The sequence below is a fragment of the Bradyrhizobium aeschynomenes genome (genome assembly GCF_013178945.1).
GTDB lineage: Bacteria > Pseudomonadota > Alphaproteobacteria > Rhizobiales > Xanthobacteraceae > Bradyrhizobium > Bradyrhizobium aeschynomenes.
This window is the reverse complement of record NZ_JABFDM010000001.1, coordinates 544834-565053: the sequence shown is the minus strand read 5'-3', so window position 1 is coordinate 565053 and position 20220 is coordinate 544834. Positions and strand designations below refer to the sequence as shown.

The window sequence follows — 20220 nt, the reverse complement described above, 5'->3', positions numbered from 1 at the left end:
ACGAGCGCCACAGTGCATCAGCCAGAACAGCTTCCGCCTTCAGAACACTCGATCATCACCGAACTCGAGGCGGCCGTTCGCGGCGGCTCCTCGGAGAAGCGCGTCAATACCCTGCGCCAGGTCACCAACCTGTTCCTGCACGACGGCGAACGCCTCAGCGAGGACCAGATCAAGGTGTTCGACAACGTCCTGTGCATGCTGGTCGCGCGCGTCGAGACCCGTGCCCGGGCCGAGCTCAGCAAGCACCTCGCGCCGGTCGACTATGCGCCCGTGGAGCTGATCCAGCAGCTCGCGCGCGACGACGAAATTTCGGTCGCCGAGAACGTGCTGATGCACTCGACCCGGCTGACCGAGCACACCCTGGTCGAGGTCGCGACGACCAAGGGCCAGGATCACCTGATGGCGATCTCGAGCCGTCCGCATTTGACCGAGGCGGTGACCGACATCATCGTCGATCGCGGCGAACGCCGGGTCATTCGCAAGCTCGCCAACAACCAGACCGCGCGCTTCTCCGAGACCGGCTATTCCGGGATGATGGCGCATGCCGAGGACGATGACGAACTGTCCGAGATCATCGGGCTGCGCGTCGACCTGCCCACCAAGCATCTGCGCGACCTGCTCCGCCGCGCCACCGACTCGGTGCGCGCCAAGCTGATGGCCTCGGCGCCGCCGGCGCTGCAACAGGAGATCAAGAAGGTCATCAAGGCGATCGCGGACGTTGCGCGCAGCGACGGCGGCCTCGTCGGGCGCGACTTCACGCTGGCCGAAGAGGCCGTCAAGCGCATGAAGGGGCTGAACGAGCTGAACGATCCCGCCATCGCCTTCTTCGCCGAGACCCGCCGCTTCGGCGAGGTCGCGGCCGCGCTCGGCCTGCTCAACAACGTGCCGACCGAGATGATGGCAAAGGTGCTGGAAGGCCCGCGCACCGACATCGTCCTGATCCCGTGCCGCGCCGCGGGCCTGGCCTGGTCGGTGGTGTCCAAGATCCTGACCCACCGCCCGATCAAGCACGCCATCGACACCGACACCCTGAAGCTCGCCGAGCGCGACTATGCGAAGCTGTCGCTCGACACCGCCCAGCGCACCCTTCGGTTCTGGATGGTGCACAATAAGGTGGAGAAATGAGCGGGAGTCGCTTCCGCCTCGCTGCCGGCCACGAATGCCTCTCGCTCGCTTCAAACCTTTCCCCGCTTGCGGGGAGAGAGAGCGCAGCGTTTTGGCTGATTGAGGCAATCTCTTCGGGCGCGGGCGGTGCAAACCTCTCCCCGCTCTTTGCGGGGAGAGGTCGGATTGCGCAGCAATCCGGGTGAGGGGCATGGCACTGACGGAGCCCGATCGGAGCTCTATCGGACTCATGAGTCGGCGCCTCGTAGCTGCACCGCCCGTACCGCTGCCCCTCACCCCAGCCCTCTCCCCGTAAGAACGGGGAGAGGGAGCAGACCGTCAATGCGGCCATGGCTCGGACGATCGCGCGCTGAAGAGCAACACCGCATCCATCAAAGCTACAAATCCCGCCGCTCCAGCGCCGCCAGCAGCACGGCCAGCTCATCCGCCGCCTTCTGCACCGCCGGCCGGCTGGTCCAGGCCGGCAGCGTCTCGCGTGCCTTGGGTGGCGTGCCATCGACCTGGACGAGGTTCTCGACCTCGTTCGGATCGCGCGTCAGGTCGTACATCTCCCATTGCTGCGCCGCCTTGCCCGAGGGATCGAAATAGCGCGACAGCTTGTACTCCCTGGTCCTGACGCAGCGCACGTGATTGGGCTGCCGCACCGGACCCGGCGTGATCGTCCTCACCGGACCCTTGCCGTGATGGCCTTCGCGCACCGCGGCGACGACCTTGTCGTAGAGCGCGAACTCGGCCAGCGACTGCCGATTATGGGCGTTGTTCTCCGGCGGAAGCGGCTCGGTGATCTCGTCATCGGTGATGAACAGCACGCCCTGGCGCGGCTTGCCGTCAGGCTCGACCACGGTATCGGTCTCGCCGCGCAGCAGCGGGCTGAGATCGACGCCGCGCAGCGCCGGCACCGGCCGGCTCTCGGAAAGCTTTCGCGCGATGTCCTTGCGCTCCTTCGCTTTGACTCCTGCAAGGCCAAGCACCGTCGGCAGCATGTCGATGTGGCTGGTCAGCGCATCGCTTGCCCGCAATGGCTTGTCGTGGCGGCCGGGCGGAAACTGCACCACGACCGGCACGTGCAGCGCCTCCTGATAGGCGGCGTGCCACTTCTCCATCATCATGCCGTGGGCGGCGGCGTATTCGCCGTGGTCGCTGAAGAAGACGACGATGGTGTTGGACGCCTGCCCCGTCTCCTCCAGCGTCTGCAGCACCTGGTCGATATGGGCATCGACCACCGCATGCAGCCAAGCATAGAGCTGGATGAACTTGCGGCAGGCCTCGTCGGGATGATCGGTGAGCTGGAACGGGATCGAGCTGCGCAGCGCGAGATCGACGGCGGCATTGGAGTCGCCCTTGTCCTTGCCGGAGAGCGCGTTGTAGCCGGTCTTGGCCGCCAGCGCCAAACCCATCTTGTAGGCGTAGTCGTGCTGGCAGGACGGCTTGCCATCGAGCGTCTCGTTCATGGTCGGCGGCGCATGGGCGCTGTCCTGCGGGAAATCCAGCGGATTGAGCGGGACCACGGCCGTGCCGGCGGTCGGCGGAGGCGTGCCCTGCCCTTCCAGCGGCACGGTCAGCGGCCCGAACACCGATTGCTGCTTACCGGATTGATCCGGCGACGGCAGCGCCTGGCTGATCACGGCCGGATAGGTCGCGATATCGTGCGGGTTGACGAACGAGGCCACCGCAAACCATGGCTTGATGTTGGAGGGATCCGGGGCCGCCGCATCCGGATCGCGCGCATCGGCTTCGGCCACGACGCGGTTGTAGTTGAGCGCGAGCGCCTGGCGGCGGATGAAGGCGCAGACGGAATCGGTGAAGCCGGCGTCGCGATAGAGCCCGAGATTATTGGTCTGCGCGCCATGCGGCTCGGGATAGGACTGCTCCCAATTGTCGAAGCCGTAGCGCTGCAGCGAATGGTCCGGCGGATTGCTGACGTGCCACTTGCCGAAATAATGCGTGGCGTAGCCTGCCTCGCGCATCCAGTTGCCGAGGGTGGGAATGCCGTCGGCGGCGAGCCAGGGAAAGTTCGGCGAATCGCCGTTCTTGAACAGGCCGTCGGTCTGGGTGACGCCGGTCTTGGTGCCGTATTGCCCGGTGTAGATGGTGGCGCGGCTCGGCGTGCAGGCACTGGCGGCGATGGTGTGATTGCGCAGTAGCACCGCATTGCGCCGCAGCCGCAGCAGGCCCGGAAAGAATTTGGCGTAAGGGTTGTCGGCACCGATGTCCTCGCTGAAGCCAAGGATGCGCTTCAAGGGCTCGGCGAAGCCGTGATCGGCACCATAGGAGAAACGCGGGAAGCGATACTGATCACAGGTGACGAGCAGGATGTTCGGGCGGCTCATGACGGGCTCCTATCGATGATCTCCGGGAGGACACCCGGCGACGACGCCTTCTCTCCCATGCAGCCACGGGAGACATATGAAACCGATCACAATCTCAGGTGGTTTTCCATTGTGGAAATTCGAGTGGATGTCTCGTCGATCGCGCGGTCGGCAATGGAGTGGATCGATCAGGGCTTGCTCCCGCCGGTGATTGACTCCGCCACAGGCGCGCTTCTACGGTGATCGTGACGGTGCCCCTCGACCGGGGCTCAAAAGGGAATGCGGTGCCGAACGCGTCTCGCAAGCGACGTAATCGAAGGCCGCAGCTGCCCCCGCAACTGTAAGCGGCGAATCTCGCGTCAGAGGCCACTGGGAAATCTCGGTCCCGGGAAGGCGACGTGAAGGTGACGACCCGCGAGCCAGGAGACCTGCCGTCAGCCGTGGTCACACGCGAAGATGCCGGTCGGGGCGTTATTGGCATCGTTTTCAGGGAGGCCCGCCAAGGCCTGCATGAGACCTCGTTCGCGGTGACGTGCCACTGACGTCATGCCGAGGTCACTCGTGTCTCCCGTTCCCCATGCCAGGCGCCGTCGCGCCCTTCTGTCGTCGTTCTGCGTCCTCTCGTCATTCGCCATGCTCGGGGCTTTCCAAGCCGCCGCGCAGCAATCCGCCTCGCCCGATCTGCTGCCCCCGGTCGAGGTCGACCCGCCCCGCAAGCCGAGCGCTGCGAAACCGGCCATGTCCCGCAGAACCGGCAACGCCGCGCATCGGCAGATGCCGGCGGCAAAGCTGGAACCACCTGCCGGCACGCCGGTCGCGGTCAGTCCGACCGGGATCGTGACGCCGGTCGCCAACGTCGCGAATGCGATCACGGTCGTGACCGACAGGGACATTGCCACCCAGCAGGCCCGCACCGTGCCGGACATCCTGAGCACGGTCCCCGGACTGAACGTCGTGCAGGCCGGCGGCCCGGGCGGCCAGACCAACGTCTTCGTGCGCGGCACCAATGCCAATCACACCAAGCTGATCATCGACGGCATCGACGTCGGCGACGTCACCAACGGCAATGGCGCGTTCGACTTTGCGCATCTCTTGGCCGCCGACATCCAGCAATTCGAGGTGCTGCGCGGGCCGCAGAGCGGCCTCTACGGCTCCGATGCGATCGGCGGCGTGATCTCGGTGATCACCCGCAAGGGCGACGGGCCGGCGCGGGCCACAGGCTCGATCGAGACCGGCTCGTACCGGACCTTCAACCAGACCGCGGGACTGAGCGGCTCGCAGGACAATGTCAACTACGCGGTCAATGTCGCGCATCTGCATGCCGGCGATGTGCCGGTGACGCCATGGCAGCTGCTGCCCGCCGGACGGAAGGCGATCGGCAACGCCTATGACAACGTCACCGCCTCGACCAAGCTCGGCATCGACCTCAACGACGCCTGGACGCTGAATTCGGTGGTCCGCACCACCGACGCGACGCTGCTGTTCACCGGCGACAGCGGCTTTCCCAGCACGCCCGACGCAGCCCAGAGCAACCACACCGTTCACCAGCTTGCGGCCCGCGAGGAAGCGGTCTGGTCGCTGCTGGGCGGCCGCATCCGCAACTACTTTGGCGTCAACTATGTGAACAATCGGTCGTCCGATCTCACGGCCGGCAATCCCGTGGCCGCGGTCGCCACCGGCGAGCGCATCAAATATGACTGGCATGCGGTGACCGAGCTCGCACCACATAACAATCTTGTCGTCGGCCTGGAGCAGCAGACGGAGCGGCTGAAGACCACGGACCTTGCGGCCGAGAACGGCAACAAGGCCGGCTTCATCGCGTTGCAGACGGAGTTTGCCAGGCGCTGGTTCGTGGTCGCGAGCCTGCGCAACGACGTCAACGACCAGTTCGGCGGCCACGGCACCTACCGTATCGCGCCGGCGGTGATCCTGCCGGTTACCGAGACCAAGCTGAAGGCGAGCTACGGCACCGGCTTCAAGGCGCCGACCTTGAGCCAGCTGCACCAGGATTTTCCGGCGTTCAACTTCTTCGCCAATCCGGACCTGAAGCCGGAAGAGAGCACAGGATGGGATGCCGGCTTCGAGCAGCCGCTGTTTGCCAATCGCGTCCGCTTCGGTACGACCTACTTCCACAACAGCATCACCAATCTGATCAACTTCAACACGACCTTCACCTCCTACGCCAATGTCGGCCTCGCCACGACAGAGGGCACCGAGAGTTTCGTGGCGGCTGATCTGACCGACCGGATCTCGCTGCGCGCAGACTACACCTTCACCCGCGCAATCGATGCGGCCACCGGCCAGCAGCTGCTGCGGCGGCCGAAGGAGAAGTGGAGCGCGACCGCGGTGTGGACGCCGCTCGATGCGTTGACACTGTCGGCGACGCTGCTGCGGATCGGCAATTGGATCGACGTCAGCCGCGACGGCATGACCACCGGCCTGGTCGCGCCCGGCTACACCATCGTCAACCTGCGCGGCGACTACGCGCTGTCGGACCAGGTCAAGCTGTTCGGCCGGGTCGATAATCTGTTCAACCGACACTACCAGAACCCGACCGGGTTCCTGGCGCCCGGCCTCGGCGTGTTCGCCGGCATCCGCGTGGCGACGTCGGGCTTGCAGTGACGTCATATCGAGGCGGCTGTCAGCCGCGTCGAAACTCGACTACAATTCCACCAACAGGAGATGTTCCATGGCTCTCGACGCTCTCGCTCCCGCCCGTTCCGAGGCTCGCCTCGCACCCGTCGCACCCCGGCATGCGGCCGCGTTCTGCTTCGCGCTGCTGACCACGGCCTGCGCGCTGGCGAGCTTCGTGTTCGCCTGCGCGACGCCGTTCGCGGCCTTCGCGGTGATCGCCGCCGCCATGCTGCCGCTGCGATCGGCGCTGCCGGCCGTGCTCGGCGCCTGGCTGGTCAACCAGGGCATCGGCTTCGGCGTCCTGCACTACCCGGACGATGCCAGCACGCTGGCCTGGGGTGCGGTGATCGGCGCGGCTGCGTTGAGCGCCACGATCGCGGCCCGCGGCGTTCTGCAGGCCTTGCGCGCAAGCCAGGCCCCGCTCGCGCTCGCCGCCGCCATGCTCGGCGCCTATGCGGCCTATGAGCTGGTGCTGTTCGCGGCCACGCCCGTGCTCGGCGGCGCCGCGAGCTTCACGCTGCCGATCGTCGCCCGCCTCGGCCTGACCAGCGCCGCCTGGCTGGTCGGCCTGGTTGCCGTCTGCGAGATCGTCCGCCTGCTGACCCCGCTGGCCTCGCGCCGCACGGCGGCCTGAGCGAGCCTGCGGTCACCGATCAAACAAAAACGGCGGGCCTCGGCCCGCCGTTTTCAATTCTGGATCGTGGCAAGATCTCAGTTCTTGGTCTTGTCGACCAGCGCGCCCTTCTTGATCCAGGGCATCATGTCGCGCAGGCGGGCGCCGACCTCTTCGATCGGGTGCTGCGACAGGCGGGCGCGGGTGGCCTTGAACGAGGACTGGTTGACCTTGTTCTCCAGCATCCAGTCGCGCGCGAAGCGGCCGGACTGGATGTCGTCGAGCACGCGCTTCATCTCCGCCTTGGTCTCGGAAGTGATGATGCGCGGGCCGGTGACGTACTCGCCGTATTCGGCGGTGTTGGAGATCGAGTAGTTCATGTTGGCGATGCCGCCTTCATAGATCAGGTCGACGATCAGCTTGACCTCGTGCAGGCACTCGAAATAGGCCATCTCCGGCGCGTAGCCGGCCTCGGTCAGCGTCTCGTAGCCGGCCTTGATCAGCTCGACCAGGCCGCCGCACAGCACCGCCTGCTCGCCGAACAGGTCGGTCTCGCACTCTTCCTTGAACGTGGTCTCGATGATGCCGGCGCGGCCGCCACCGATCGCCGAGGCGTAGGACAGGCCGAGGTCATGGGCATTGCCCGAGGAATCCTTGGCGATCGCGATCAGGCAGGGCACGCCGCCGCCGCGCTGGTACTCCGAGCGGACGGTATGGCCGGGGCCCTTCGGCGCGATCATCAGCACGTCGAGATCGGCGCGCGGATCGAGCAGGTTGAAGTGGACGTTGAGGCCGTGCGCGAACACCAGCGCGGCGCCCTGCTTCATGTTGTCGTGCAGGTGCTCGCGGTAGATGTCGCCCTGCAGCTCGTCCGGGGTCAGCATCATCACGAGGTCGGCCCACTTCGCGGCCTCGGCGACTTCCATCACCTTGAAGCCGGCGCCTTCAGCCTTCTTGGCGGAGGCCGAGCCCTTGCGCAGCGCGATCGCGACGTCCTTGACGCCGGAATCCTTCAGGTTCAGCGCATGGGCGTGGCCCTGGCTGCCATAGCCGACGATGACGACCTTCTTGCCCTTGATCAGGTTCAGATCGGCGTCGCGATCGTAGTAGACACGCATTGTCGTTTCCTCTTTGAGATGGCCGGAATTGGCTGAAAGGTCAGAAACTTGGGTGAGGCACGGACGACCGGGCCGGCACGAAATCCGGCCCGTGTCTAGAGCATTTTGGGCCCCGATGGAAACCCCGATCTCGCATGGCGGCGGCGTCCTTCATGCGTCCATGAAGACGGGATAGAGCGAGGCCAGCAGCAGCACCGCCATCACGATGTTGAAGGCGCGGACGGCACGTTCTGAGCTGAGCAGCGGCCGCAACGCGGTCCCGAACAAGGTCCAGGTGATGGTCGAGCCGATCGCCATGACGAAGCTGATCGCGACCTGCAGTGCAACATTGGCGGGAAAGCGCGCGATCGCGGCATAGGCGGTGATGGTGCTGATCACCATCACCCAGCCCTTGGCGTTGACCCACTGAAACAGCGCCGCGCCCCAGAACGACATCGGCCCGCGCAGCGTCGTGTCCTCGGGCTTCGTCGATCCGGAGAAGGCGATCGCGACCGCCAGATAGATCAGGTAGGCGGCGCCGAGATATTTCAGCAGGTCCTGCAAGACGGGGTAGCGGATGAACACCGTCGCGAGGCCGAAGCCGACCGCACCGACCATGAAGGCGAAGCCGAAGCTGACGCCCATCATGTGCGGCACTGTCCGCCGGAAGCCGTAGGTCACGCCCGACGACAGCAGCATGATGTTGTTCGGCCCGGGCGTGAACGCCATCACGAAGGCGAAGGTGACGAAGGCAATGAGGAGCTGCTGGGACATCTAGTGAGCTCCCACTGCAGGCATACACGGACTCTGAGTCATCTGCTGACGTCGGCCGCGCTCCTCGCGGCGCGGGCAGTGCAACCTCGCCCCGCTTGCGGGGAGAGGTCGGATCGCATCGTCAGATGCGATCCGGGTGAGGGGGTACAGGTCTCTCCGCGAACACTCCGCGTCCGGCTGCCCCTCACCCCACCCCTCTCCCCGTAAGAACGGGGAGAGGGGGCGCACCGTCGGCTGCGCGAGAGCAAGACTCACCCGTCTGTAGTTCATTTCTAGCCCTGCCCCGCCGGCTTCTGCAGTACATAGGTCGCGTGCATCGGGGCGTGGTAGTCGGCCGAGACCGTCACGAAGCCGACCTCGCTCAGCATGCGCTCCATCACCCAGGCGAAGGTCGAGTTCTCGTCGCGCATGTGGGTGATGACGCTGTCGCGGGCGAGGTCGTGGTTCTTGATGTTGAAATCCGCCCACTGCTCGACCGAGCGCTCGACGCCGTCGGGCATGCTGACATAGACGATGTCGCGCAGGAAGAACTGCGCGCCCGGCTTCAGCGCCGCATGGATCCGCGCCAGCGCCACCGCCTTCCAGAAGTCCGGCAGATGATGCAGCGTGAACTCGCTGGCGATCAGGTCATAGGAATTCGGCTCATAGGCGAACGACAGCAGCCCCGCCGAATGCATCCGTACCGCCGTGCGGCGGTCGCGGGTGTAGATCCTGGTCAGCGCCAACATCGCCGGCGAAATGTCGATGGCGTCGACCACCGCGCCCATCAGCGCCGCTTCCGTCGCCAGCACGCCGTTGCCGCAGCCGATGTCGGCCACCCGCCAACCCGGCTTGACGCCGAGCATCTTCAATGCGGCGCGCGCACGCTCGTCGGCATCATCCCCCGAGCCGTAGATCGAGGCCACGGCATGATCGAGCCCAATCCGGTTGCGTTCGTTGTAGTACCAGTCGCGCGCCAGCATGGCTCACATCCCTTCCGATCCCCGCCCGATCGCCGCAACGCCCGTCCTGGCGACTTCCACCAGGCCGAGCGGACGCATCAGATCGATGAATTGACTGATCTTGTCGGTGTTGCCTGTGATCTCGAACACAAAACTCTCGGTGGTGGCGTCGATCACGCGGGCGCGAAATGCATCCGCCAGCCGCAACGCCTCGACCCTGGGCTCGCCGATGCCGCGCACCTTGACCATCGCGAGCTCGCGCTCGATAGCGCGCTTCGTGAGGGTCATGTCGACGACGCGGTAGACCGGAATCATGCGGTCGAGCTGGTGCTTGATCTGCTGGATCACCATCGGCGTGCCGGTCGTGACGATGGTGATGCGCGACAGGTGCTTCTGGCTCTCGGTCTCGGAGACGGTGAGGCTCTCGATGTTGTAGCCGCGGCCCGAGAACAGGCCGATGACGCGCGCGAGCACGCCGGGCTCGTTCTGCACGAGGACCGACAGCGTGTGGGTCTCGTTCGGATCGTGGCGGTCTTCGATGAAATAGGCTGACGCTGGCTGGTTCATTGGTGTCCCCGTTAAATCTCAGTCGTCATGGCCGGGCTTGTCCCGGCCATCCACGTTGAGCGGCGCGCCCGCGGCTCGTGGATGCCCGGGTCAAGCCCGGGCATGACGGCGGTGTAGGTGGTGAGCGGAGTGCACCTCATGCAGCACCCGCTTCGGCATGAGCGGCCGCCGGCATCACCCAGCGCCTGAACAGGTCGAGATCGATGTTGCCGCCGGTCAGCACCAGTCCGACGCGCTTGCCGGCCAGCTTGGGCTTCTCCTGCAAGGCGGCCGCGAGCGAGGCCGCTCCGGCGCCCTCGGCGAGATTGTGGGTGTCGGTCCAGAAGATGCGCACGGCCTCGGCGATCTCGGCATCGCTGACCTGAACGATGCGGGAGGCGCCCTTCAGGATGATCGCGAGCGCGTCCGCGTCGGGGCTGCGCGTCGCCAGTCCGTCGGCGTTGGTATCGGCGCTGTTGGTGGACACGACCGTGCGGGCCGCGAACGACAGCGCATAGGACGGCGCGCCCGTCGACTGCACGCCGACGATCTCGGTCTTCAGCCCGAGCAGGTCGCGCGCCAGGATGCAGCCGCAGATGCCGGAGCCCTGCCCGACCGAGACGTAGAGCACGTCGAGATCGGGAGCGCTGCGCAACAGCTCCAGCGCATAGGTGGCGACACCGCGCACGAGATCGGGGTGGAACGACGGCACCATGTGCAGGCCATCGCGCGCGGCGTGGCGTCCCGCCTCCTCGCGCGATTCCTGGAAGTCGCTGCCATGCTCGATCAGCTCGGCGCCGAACGCGGCCATCGCGCGGTTCTTCTCGACCGAGTTGCCCCTGGGCACGTAGATCGTCACCGGCAGGCCGTTGCGGCGGCCGGCGAAGGCGACGCTCTGGCCGTGATTGCCGCGCGTCGCGGTGATCAGGCCGCGGACATCCGGCTGCGTGCGCTTGAGATTGTCGACGTAAACGAGACCGCCGCGCACCTTGAACGCGCCGGCCGGCGTGTGGTTCTCGTGCTTGACGACGACGTGTGTCCCCAATCGCTGCGCCAGCAGCGGCCACGCATGCGCCGGCGTCGCCGGCACGGCGGCGCCGACGATGGTATGGGCCTGCTCCAACTCAGCTAATGTGAACACAGCCGCCTCCTCATACGAGCTGTCATGCCCGCGAAGGCGGGCATCCAGTACGCCGCGGCGGTCGTGGGACTCGCGACGGCCGCGGCGTACTGGATCGCCCGGTCAAGCCGGGCGATGACAGTGGAATTTGTGGGGCGCTTCTCGCTCACGATCGATCTCACATCAGCTCTTCAGTGCCGCCGGATTCAACTCACACCAGCGCCTTGCCGCCGGCGAACGCCGCGGCGGGATCGCTCGCCTCGGCCGGCAGGATCATCTCGTTATGCGCCTTGCCCGACGGGATCATCGGGAAGCAGTTTTCCAGCGCCGCGACGCGGCAGTCGAACAGCACCGGCTTCTTGACCGAGATCATCTCCTTGATCGCGCCGTCGAGATCGCCGGGCTTGCTGACCTGCAATCCGACGCCGCCATAGGCCTCGGCCAGCTTAACGAAGTCCGGCAGCGCCTCCGAGTAGGAATGCGACAAGCGGTTGCCGTGCAGCAGCTGCTGCCACTGCCGCACCATGCCCATGTACTGGTTGTTCAGGATGAAGATCTTGACCGGCAGCTCGTACTGCACGGCCGTCGACATCTCCTGCATCGTCATCTGCACCGAGGCGTCGCCGCCGATGTCGATCACCAGGCTGTCGGGATGCGCAACCTGGACGCCGATCGCCGCCGGCAGGCCATAGCCCATGGTGCCGAGGCCGCCCGAGGTCATCCAGCGGTGCGGCTCCTCGAAGCCGTAGAACTGCGCCGCCCACATCTGGTGCTGGCCGACCTCGGTGGTGATGTAGGTGTCACGGCCGCGCGTCAGCTCGAACAGCCGCTGGATCGCATATTGCGGCATGATCACGTCGCGGTTCGGCTTGTAGGCGAGCGAGTTGCGCGCGCGCCAGACGGCGATCTCCTGCCACCACGACTTGATGTCGGGCTTCTTCGCCTCCGCCTTGAACACCTGCAGGATGTCGGCGAGCACGTCGCCGCAATCGCCGATGATCGGCACGTCGACGCGGATGTTCTTGTTGATCGAGGACGGATCGATGTCGATGTGGATCTTCTTGGAGTTCGGCGAGAACGCGTCGGTGCGGCCGGTGATGCGGTCGTCGAAGCGCGCGCCGACGCACAGCATGACGTCGCAATCATGCATCGTCATGTTGGCCTCGTAGGTGCCGTGCATGCCCAGCATGCCCAGCCAATTGGGGCCCGACGCCGGATAGGCGCCCAGCCCCATCAGGGTCGAGGTGATCGGAAAGCCCGTCACCTCGACCAGCTCGCGCAGCAGCCGCGAGGCCTCGGGACCCGAATTGACGACGCCGCCGCCGGAATAGATCACCGGCCGCTTGGCCGAGGCGAGCAGCGCGACGGCTTTCCGGATCTGCATCGCATCGCCCTTGACGCGCGGCGCGTAGGAGACGTGGACGTCGGACTTGCGCGGCGGATGATAGGTGCCGGTGGCGAACTGCACGTCCTTGGGCACGTCGACGACGACAGGGCCGGGACGGCCCGTCGTGGCGACGTAGAACGCCTCGTGCAGCACCTTTGCGAGGTCGTTGACGTTGCGGACCAGCCAGTTGTGCTTGGTGCAGGGCCGGGTGATGCCGACGGTGTCGCATTCCTGGAAGGCATCGTTGCCGATCAGATGCGTCGGCACCTGGCCGGTGATGCACACCAGCGGGATCGAGTCCATCAGCGCGTCCGCCAGCGGCGTCACCATGTTGGTGGCGCCGGGGCCCGAGGTCACCAGCACCACACCCGGCTTGCCGGTCGAGCGCGCATAGCCCTCGGCGGCATGGCCGGCGCCCTGCTCGTGGCGGACCAGGATGTGCTCGACCTCGCTCTGCTGGAAAATCTCGTCATAGATCGGAAGCACCGCGCCGCCGGGATAGCCGAAGAGGTGCTGCACGCCGTGGTCGATGAGCGCGCGCACGATCATCGCGGCGCCGGTCATCTGGTTCGGATCGTGGCTCTTGTCGGTCATGGCAGGCTCCGGATCGCTTCTCGAAAGCGGGTGGTCGTTTGGTCGGTCGGTTTGGCTTGGTCGGTTCGTCTTGGGTCGGTTCGTCTTGGGTCGCTTGGTTCGGGGTTGGCGGTGACGTCCGGGCAATAAAAAAGGGCCCTGGAAGGCCCTGCGCACCGCTCGGATTTTGGATGGCCGCTAGCCATCCCCGGCGATGCGCCTGGGTACGACTACGATAAGGAGAATGGCAATAAAATTGCGCATGACGGCGAGTTGGCTTCCCAAAGGTTGCGCGAACATAACCATGGTCGCCTTGATGTCAAGGCAAAGCAGGCTGGTCAGCGCGATTTTGTCAAGGTAGCGCGGATTTTGATGTTCGGCGAGCGGTAATTTGGCCGTTGGTCTCCGATACAAGGCAATAGGCCGGATGAGAGTACGGGCTCCATCTCCAAACGAGGTCGTCATTCCGGGGCGCCCGGAGGGCGAGCCCGGAATCCATACTCACGATGGTGGATATGGATTCCGGACCCATCGCTTCGCGATGTCCCAGAATGACGACGCGGCTAGAGATTGGCCACCCACGCCCGCGCCGCCTCCGACGTCATCCATTCGAACTCCGGCAGCTGATGCCGAAACCAGGTGAACTGCCGCTTGGCGTAATGCCGGGTATCGGCCTTGCCGATGGTGGCCGCCTCCTCCCGCGCGATCTCGCCCTTGAGATAGCGGATCAGCGCCGGCACGCCGTGGGCCTTCATGGCCGGCAGCAGCGGGTCCAGGCCGCGCGCGGCGAGCCGCTCGACCTCTTCCAACGCGCCGCGCTCCAGCATCAGATCGAACCGCGCGTCGATCCGCGCATACAGCGCCTCGCGGTCCGGCGCGATGAACAGCGCCCGAGTGCTGCCCGTCGGCAGCAGCGGCAGCGAGGTCTCGGCGTGCCAGTCGGCCAATGGCCGACCGGTCGCATCGATCACCTCCAGTGCGCGGGCCACACGGGTCCGGTCGCGGACGTTCAGCCGCGCGGCCGCCGCCGGATCGCGCCGCCCGAGCTCGGCATGCAGCGCCTCGACACCGTCGCGTTCGAGCCTCTCGCGCACCGCCTCCCGCACCTCGTCCGGCACCGGTGGCACCGCAGAGAGCCCCCGCGTCAGCGCCTTGAAGTACAGCCCGGTGCCGCCGATGAAGATCGGCAGCCGCCCGTCGCGCCTGACATCCGCGAGCACCTCGGCAGCATCACGGACAAAATGGCCGGCCGAGTAGTTCACGGCGGCATCGACATGGCCATAGAGCCGATGCGGCACGGCAGCTTCTTCCTCGGCTGTCGGCCGTGCCGTCAGCACCCGGAGATCGCGGTACACCTGCATCGAATCGGTATTGACGACCACCCCGCCCGCTTTTTGCGCAAGTTCCAGGGCCAGCGCCGACTTGCCGCTGGCGGTCGGCCCTGCGATAAGCACCGCTTTGTTGTCGCTTAGCGAAGTCACCTGATGTCTCTCGTCGCCACCTTCATCTGCAATCCCGCCGATCCCGCGCTTGATACCACGATCGTGGAGGCCTTCCTGGCCGTGCTGCCACAGCCGGGCACGCCGCGCTGGCTGTTCGACGAGGTCGCCATCGACATCCCGTTCTCGCATGACGGCGAGGTCCACAAGCTCGAGGCACGCCTGCGCGACCTGCGCGGCGACATGCCGATCGACATCGTCGTGCAGCCTGAGGCCGTCAGGCGCAAGAAGCTTTTTCTCGCCGACATGGACTCGACCATGATCGGCCAGGAATGCATCGACGAGCTGGCCGATTTTGCCGGGCTGAAGCCGCACGTCGCTGCCATCACCGAGCGCGCGATGCGCGGCGAGATCGCCTTCGAGCCGGCGCTGCGCGAACGGGTCGCGCTGCTGAAGGACCTGCCGGTCAGCGTCGTCGACGAGGTGCTGGCCAAGCGCATCAAGCTGACGCCGGGCGGGCGGCAACTGGTGATGACCATGCGCGCTCACGGCGCCTATACCTGCCTGATCTCCGGCGGCTTCACGCTGTTCACCAGCGCCATTGCGGCCAAGATCGGCTTCCAGGAGAACCGCGCCAACGAGCTGGTCATCGACGCCGGCAGGCTGACCGGCGAGGTGCGCGAGCCGATCATCGGTCGCGACGCCAAGCTCGCGACCCTGGTCGAGCTGCGCGAATCGTTCGATCTCGACGAGATCGACACCCTGGCCGTCGGCGACGGCGCCAATGACCTCGGCATGATCGAGGCCGCCGGCCTCGGTGTCGCCTACCACGCCAAGCCCGCCGTCTCCGCCGCTGCGTCCGCCCGCATCGACCACGGCGACCTCACCGCTTTGCTCTACGCCCAGGGCTACACGCGCGACCAATTCGTGGACTAATCAGCCTGCAGCCCTGATATCGCAGGTGGGCAACGCGGCCGCTCAGGGTCGTCGCATGCCCGCGGCGCATCCGCGCGTTCGGAAGCCATGGTGGGCACGGCGCACGCTCGGGGGACGGAAACAACAGCAGCGTTGCCACGCCTTTGCCGACACCGACCTCTCCGTCATTCCGGGGCGCGCGGAGCGCGAGCCCGGAATCCATAGCCACGGCCGGCCATGAGGCGCGAGAAGGATGTGGCGCTGATCTTCCAAAATATGACCGCTCGTGGCTATGGATTCCGGGCTCATCGCTGCGCGATGCCCCGGAATGACGGCGGGGAAAGTCATCGTCGTCCCGTGATGACACAGATCGTCCATCTCAGCCGATTGTGACAATGAGCTGAAAATTGCGATTGCTGAACGACCGCACCCGTACCTCGTGCCGTTGTCGCCACTGCAAGCGAGATCCGCCGCGAGCCGACACGCGCTCACGCGTTTCGCGTGCGCCGCTGAAGATTTGTTTCAATCCAGCACCCTGCCGCGTAACTCCCTTCCAATCTCATTTCAGATCGCCGATCACACCATTCGCATCCCGCATCATTGCAGGTCGGGCACGGCCCTTTAACCGCATCACCAATCGATGAATTGTCAAATCATGCTGCAGCGCATATATTCCCGTCAGCGCTAGGGAGCGTCCAAGGAAAACGAAAACGGTTGCACGAGATGCAATCGATCATCGTCACAGAAGGACCTCCCGATGACCATCAAGCACATCATTCCCGGCTCTCTCGTCGCATTCGCGCTGTTGACCGGCGCGGCCACTGCCGGCGAACTGCCGAGCTACGACGTCGGCGCGCTGCCGGCGACGCCGCATCAACTCTCCGTCGTCGGCGCATCGTCCGCTGCTCAGCAGACCGTCGCGATCAATGTCGACAGCACCGCCTCGCCGCATCAGCTTGCCGTGCTCGCTCATCACCGCCGCAGCGCGGCGCTCGTCGCTCCGATCACCGTCGGCAGCGTTCGCAACTAAGCGACGCAAGCAAATCATCGTCCAATAGGCAGCGCGCGTCTCGCCAAGCGAGGCCGCGCTCCCTGTTCGGGACAACGAATGGCGTCGCGCGTGGTGAAGATCACGGACATCCGCGCCGCTGGCAGCCCAGACGACCAGTCCGCTGCACCTTTTGGGTCTTCGTACCCGGCTCGGCGGGCCGCATCGTCGAGACAGCCGCGCGAACACATTCCGGCGCGCGGCGGCGAGGCCATCCCGTGCATCAATTGACCTGACGCCAATCAGCTCGCCTGATTTCCCGACCGGGAGCTCGCGGGACGTCGCTGCGCGGGCCACGCATCACCCGCCATTGCCGGCCCGCCGCCGCGCGCCGCGCCGATTGCCCGGTCGAACCGCAGATCCGCGACCATTATTTGCGCTATTGCGCAAATACGAAAATACGCATATGTTAAGATCATGTCCGATCCCGTCCCGCTGCTCATCGCTCTGGCCGAGCCGACCCGCCTCGCCGCCCTGCGCATCCTTTGGGACGGCGGCGAGCACTGCGTCTGCGAGCTCATGCGGCAGCTCCAAGCCAGCGCATCGCGCATGAGCCGGCACATGTCCGCCCTCAAGGCCGCCGGTCTCGTCATCGACCGGCGTGACGCCCAGTGGGTCCGGTATCGGCTGAGTCCTGACCTGACGCCCGATCGCCGCGCCATCCTCGATGCCGTGATGGCGGCCATGCCTGAGCCGAACAGGAGCGCAGCATGAAAAACGAAGCTTCAACCTACCCTGACGGATCGGCATCGGCTGTGATCTGGATCATTGCGACGGCAGCTGCGGTCGCGTTGTGGTTTGCGGTCTACTGGCAGCTGGAAGCGTTCTCGGCATGGCTGGTATCGTCGCTGCCGGTGTCCCGCGACAGCCATCTGGAACAAGCCGCGCGGTTCTTCGTGTTCGACGCGCCGAAGGTCCTGATGCTGATGACGCTGGTCGTGTTCGGCATGGGCGTCGTACGCAGCTTTTTTTCGGCCGAGCGAACTCGCGCATTGCTCGCCGGCAAGCGCGAGGGCCTCGGCAATGTCGCGGCTGCGATCCTCGGCGTATTCACTCCCTTCTGCTCGTGCTCGGCGGTGCCGCTCTTCGTCGGCTTCGTCTCGGCCGGCGTCCCGCTCGGGGTGACCTTCTCGTTCCTGATCGCGGCGCCGATGGTAAACGAGGTCGCGCTCGGTCTTCTGTTCGCGCTGGTCGGCTGGAGGATCGCCGCGATCTATCTGGCCTTCGGCCTGGCGGTTGCGATCGTGGCGGGATGGATCATCGGACGACTGCATCTCGAAGGCTGGCTCGAGGAATGGGTTCGCAACGTGCGCGCAGGACAGGCGGAGCTGCAGCCGGATTCACAGACCGTCGCCGATCGGATCCGGGCCGGGATCGACGCGGTGCGCGACATCGTCGGCCGCGTCTGGGCCTGGATCATCATCGGCATTGCGGCGGGCGCATTCATTCACGGCTATGTCCCGAACGACCTGCTCGCCTCGATCATGGGCAAGGACCAATGGTGGTCCGTGCCGGCCGTGGTGCTGATCGGCGTGCCGATGTACGCCAACGCTGCGGGCATCATTCCGGTCGTCGAGGCGCTGCTCGGCAAGGGTGCGGCGCTGGGAACGGTGCTCGCCTTCATGATGAGCGTCATCGCGCTTTCGTTTCCCGAGATGCTCATTCTGCGCAAGGTGCTGACGCTCCGGCTGATCGCCGTCTTCGCGGGCGTCGTCGCCGCCGGCATCGTCGCCGTCGGCTATCTGTTCAACGCCCTGTTCTGATGAAAGGACAAGCCCCATGAAGAACGTCAAGATTCTCGGCTCCGGCTGCAAGCGCTGTGTTCAGACCGCAGCAATGGCCTCCTCGGAAGCAAGCAGGCTCGGCATCGAGATCGAGCTGGAAAAGATCACGGACTTCGCCGACATCGCTCGGTTCGGCATCGCCTCGACGCCGGGCGTGGTGATCGACGGCAAGGTCGTTCACGCGGGCGGGCTGCCGAAGGCCGAGGACATGGCGAAATGGCTGTCGGCATGATGGTGTTGCGTCCGCTGCTCGCAGCCGTCCTCCTTTTCGGCCCGGCCTTAGTTGCGCGCGCCGACGAGCCCACATGGACGCGGCGGATCATCGCGCCGGACACGGCGCTCAAGGCAGCACAGGCGGCGCTCGCGGAGTGCCGCAAACGCGGCTGGCAGGCTGCCGTGACCGTGAGCGATCCGTCGGGGCTCGTGCTGGTCACCCTGCGCGACCGTTTCGCCGGCTGGCATACCCTCGAGGCCGCGACGGGCAAGGCGCGGACGGCCGCGAGCTGGCGCGAGGCGACGAGCACGCTCGCCGCCCGGCTGGCACGACCGGACGCCGCGGAGCGGGCCATCGTCAACGTTCCCGGCGTTGTCATGGTCGGCGGCGGCATGCCAATAGAGGCCGCTGGCCAGCAGGTCGGAGCGATCGGCGTATCCGGCGCGCCCGGAGGCGACAACGACGACATCTGCGCGAAGGCCGGCATCGAAGCCGTCGCTGCGGACATCGCGTTCTAATCTCTTGGCGTTCTAATCTCTTGGCGTTCTAAGCTCTTGGCGTTCTAAGCTCTTGGCGTTCCAAGCGCTTGGCATGCTGAGCGCTTGTGCCGGCGGATCTCGAACGAGGACGGCCAACGCCGATCATTTTGCCGGAGGATACCGCGTTGTCTGACACGATGCCTCAATTGGACGAAACCGCCTTCCATCCCATCGACCGCGCGAAGCTGCTGGAGCCGGCGCTCTCCTCCCACCCTCCGCGAATCCTGCTGCTCTACGGATCGCTGCGACAGCGCTCGTTCAGCCGGCTTCTCACCGAGGAAGCCGCACGCATTCTCGCCCGCTTCGGCGCGGAGACGCGCAGCTTCGATCCGCACGGGCTGCCGCTGGTCGACGACGCGTGGCCCGACCATCCCAAGGTCGGAGAGCTGCACGAGCTCGTGACCTGGTGCGAGGGCATGGTGTGGTGCTCGCCGGAGCGGCACGGGGCGATGACCGGGGTGATGAAGACCCAGATCGACTGGATCCCGCTGTCGCTCGGGGCCGTCCGGCCGACGCAGGGCAAGACGTTGGCCGTGATGCAGGTCAGCGGCGGCTCGCAGTCGTTCAACGCCGTCAATCAGCTGCGAGTCCTCGGCCGCTGGATGCGCCTGATCACCATTCCAAACCAGTCCTCGGTGCCGAAGGCCTTCGCGGAGTTCGACGACGCTGACCGCATGAAGCCGTCGCCCTATTACGATCGCGTCGTCGACGTGATGGAAGAGCTCGTCAAGTTCACGCTGCTGACGCGCGACCGGACGGAGTACCTGGTCGACCGCTATTCCGAGCGCAAGGAGAATGCCGAGGAGCTGTCGAAGCGGGTCAATCAGCGATCGCTGTGAGGCTCCGGCCGCGCGCTCCACCCTGCCCGGAACGTCGTCGCCGGCCAGCGGGGAGCGCGGCAGTTATTTCTGAAAAAAATAATCTTCTTGCGCTTTATCTGAAGTCATGATTATCTCCGCGCATCCCGCCTCACTGCGGAGGGGCGTTGCGCGCGATCGTCACGACACGCGAGGCGGGGATGCGATGGCCGCGATGAAGCCGCAGCGTGTCTTCGGGCACGCCGACGAACGGCTTTGCTGCGGACGTGAAGTCGCAGCGTCCTGATACCCCGACGCTGGTATCAAGCCGCGATGGCGCTGACGTGCCGCGTGGTGATGGTGGC

Annotated in this window: 19 protein-coding genes and 1 riboswitch; of the genes, 10 read left to right on the top strand and 9 right to left on the bottom strand. The window is 65.9% G+C overall.

The features are described from left to right. Nucleotides 1-12: 12 nt before the first annotated feature. Nucleotides 13-1125 carry a DUF2336 domain-containing protein gene (locus HL666_RS02495; RefSeq protein ID WP_172110947.1) on the top strand — a complete coding sequence of 371 codons (1113 nt, stop codon included), beginning with the start codon at nt 13-15 and terminating at the stop codon, nt 1123-1125. A gap of 377 nt (nt 1126-1502) precedes the next feature. Here the strand turns inward: HL666_RS02495 and HL666_RS02490 are convergent, their stop codons facing one another. Beyond that, on the bottom strand, nt 1503-3455 hold the full coding sequence (locus tag HL666_RS02490; protein WP_172179702.1) for a sulfatase-like hydrolase/transferase: 1953 nt from the start codon (nt 3453-3455) through the stop codon (nt 1503-1505). A 211-nt stretch (nt 3456-3666) separates the two neighbouring features. Continuing rightward, nucleotides 3667-3884, top strand: a riboswitch (cobalamin riboswitch). 96 nt (nt 3885-3980) lie between these two features. On the opposite strand from HL666_RS02490, the gene HL666_RS02485 reads away from it, so the two are divergent. Beyond that, the gene (locus tag HL666_RS02485; protein ID WP_172179700.1) at nt 3981-6056 is read left to right on the top strand and encodes a TonB-dependent receptor plug domain-containing protein; all 2076 of its coding nucleotides are present in this window, start codon (nt 3981-3983) and stop codon (nt 6054-6056) included. A gap of 67 nt (nt 6057-6123) precedes the next feature. Then, a complete protein-coding gene (locus HL666_RS02480; protein WP_172179698.1) occupies nt 6124-6702 on the top strand; it encodes a hypothetical protein in 579 nt (192 codons plus the stop codon). A 77-nt stretch (nt 6703-6779) separates the two neighbouring features. Here HL666_RS02480 and ilvC read toward each other — a convergent pair whose 3' ends face one another. From ilvC to miaA, 8 genes are all read right to left on the bottom strand, one after another. After that, nucleotides 6780-7799 carry a ketol-acid reductoisomerase gene (ilvC, locus tag HL666_RS02475; protein WP_172110951.1) on the bottom strand — a complete coding sequence of 340 codons (1020 nt, stop codon included), beginning with the start codon at nt 7797-7799 and terminating at the stop codon, nt 6780-6782. A 150-nt stretch (nt 7800-7949) separates the two neighbouring features. Beyond that, complete coding sequence (locus HL666_RS02470) at nt 7950-8552, bottom strand: LysE family translocator (protein ID WP_172179696.1); 603 nt, start codon at nt 8550-8552, stop codon at nt 7950-7952. Between the two features lie 272 nt (nt 8553-8824). Continuing rightward, nucleotides 8825-9514: a class I SAM-dependent methyltransferase gene (locus HL666_RS02465; RefSeq protein ID WP_172179694.1), complete on the bottom strand. Its 690-nt coding sequence runs from the start codon at nt 9512-9514 to the stop codon at nt 8825-8827. A 3-nt stretch (nt 9515-9517) separates the two neighbouring features. Then, nucleotides 9518-10060 carry an acetolactate synthase small subunit gene (gene ilvN, locus HL666_RS02460; protein ID WP_172110954.1) on the bottom strand — a complete coding sequence of 181 codons (543 nt, stop codon included), beginning with the start codon at nt 10058-10060 and terminating at the stop codon, nt 9518-9520. 136 nt (nt 10061-10196) lie between these two features. Beyond that, nucleotides 10197-11180: a threonine dehydratase gene (locus HL666_RS02455; protein ID WP_172179692.1), complete on the bottom strand. Its 984-nt coding sequence runs from the start codon at nt 11178-11180 to the stop codon at nt 10197-10199. A 190-nt stretch (nt 11181-11370) separates the two neighbouring features. Further along, nucleotides 11371-13140, bottom strand: coding sequence for an acetolactate synthase 3 large subunit (locus HL666_RS02450; protein ID WP_172110956.1), 1770 nt, complete (start codon nt 13138-13140; stop codon nt 11371-11373). Nucleotides 13141-13317: 177 nt separating this feature from the next. Beyond that, nucleotides 13318-13584: a hypothetical protein gene (locus tag HL666_RS02445; protein WP_172110957.1), complete on the bottom strand. Its 267-nt coding sequence runs from the start codon at nt 13582-13584 to the stop codon at nt 13318-13320. A 98-nt stretch (nt 13585-13682) separates the two neighbouring features. Next, nucleotides 13683-14600 (bottom strand): tRNA (adenosine(37)-N6)-dimethylallyltransferase MiaA, encoded by a 918-nt coding sequence (gene miaA / locus HL666_RS02440; protein WP_172179690.1) that lies wholly within the window; start codon nt 14598-14600, stop codon nt 13683-13685. A gap of 3 nt (nt 14601-14603) precedes the next feature. On the opposite strand from miaA, the gene serB reads away from it, so the two are divergent. The 7 genes from serB to arsH all read left to right on the top strand — a co-directional run bounded on the left by serB (nt 14604) and on the right by arsH (nt 19897). Continuing rightward, complete coding sequence (gene serB, locus HL666_RS02435; protein WP_172110959.1) at nt 14604-15494, top strand: phosphoserine phosphatase SerB; 891 nt, start codon at nt 14604-14606, stop codon at nt 15492-15494. A 736-nt stretch (nt 15495-16230) separates the two neighbouring features. Then, nucleotides 16231-16503 carry a hypothetical protein gene (locus HL666_RS02430; RefSeq protein WP_172110960.1) on the top strand — a complete coding sequence of 91 codons (273 nt, stop codon included), beginning with the start codon at nt 16231-16233 and terminating at the stop codon, nt 16501-16503. Nucleotides 16504-16938: 435 nt separating this feature from the next. Then, complete coding sequence (locus HL666_RS02425; RefSeq protein ID WP_172179688.1) at nt 16939-17235, top strand: ArsR/SmtB family transcription factor; 297 nt, start codon at nt 16939-16941, stop codon at nt 17233-17235. Next, complete coding sequence (locus HL666_RS02420; RefSeq protein WP_172179686.1) at nt 17232-18284, top strand: permease; 1053 nt, start codon at nt 17232-17234, stop codon at nt 18282-18284. Before HL666_RS02425 ends, HL666_RS02420 begins: the two co-directional genes overlap by 4 nt. 16 nt (nt 18285-18300) lie before the next feature. Next, the gene (locus HL666_RS02415) at nt 18301-18537 is read left to right on the top strand and encodes a thioredoxin family protein (protein WP_172110963.1); all 237 of its coding nucleotides are present in this window, start codon (nt 18301-18303) and stop codon (nt 18535-18537) included. Next, nucleotides 18522-19037: a GlcG/HbpS family heme-binding protein gene (locus HL666_RS02410; RefSeq protein ID WP_246741426.1), complete on the top strand. Its 516-nt coding sequence runs from the start codon at nt 18522-18524 to the stop codon at nt 19035-19037. The genes HL666_RS02415 and HL666_RS02410 overlap by 16 nt, the downstream gene beginning before the upstream one ends. 158 nt (nt 19038-19195) lie before the next feature. After that, nucleotides 19196-19897 carry an arsenical resistance protein ArsH gene (gene arsH / locus HL666_RS02405; RefSeq protein ID WP_172111285.1) on the top strand — a complete coding sequence of 234 codons (702 nt, stop codon included), beginning with the start codon at nt 19196-19198 and terminating at the stop codon, nt 19895-19897. The last annotated feature ends 323 nt before the right edge of the window (nt 19898-20220 follow it).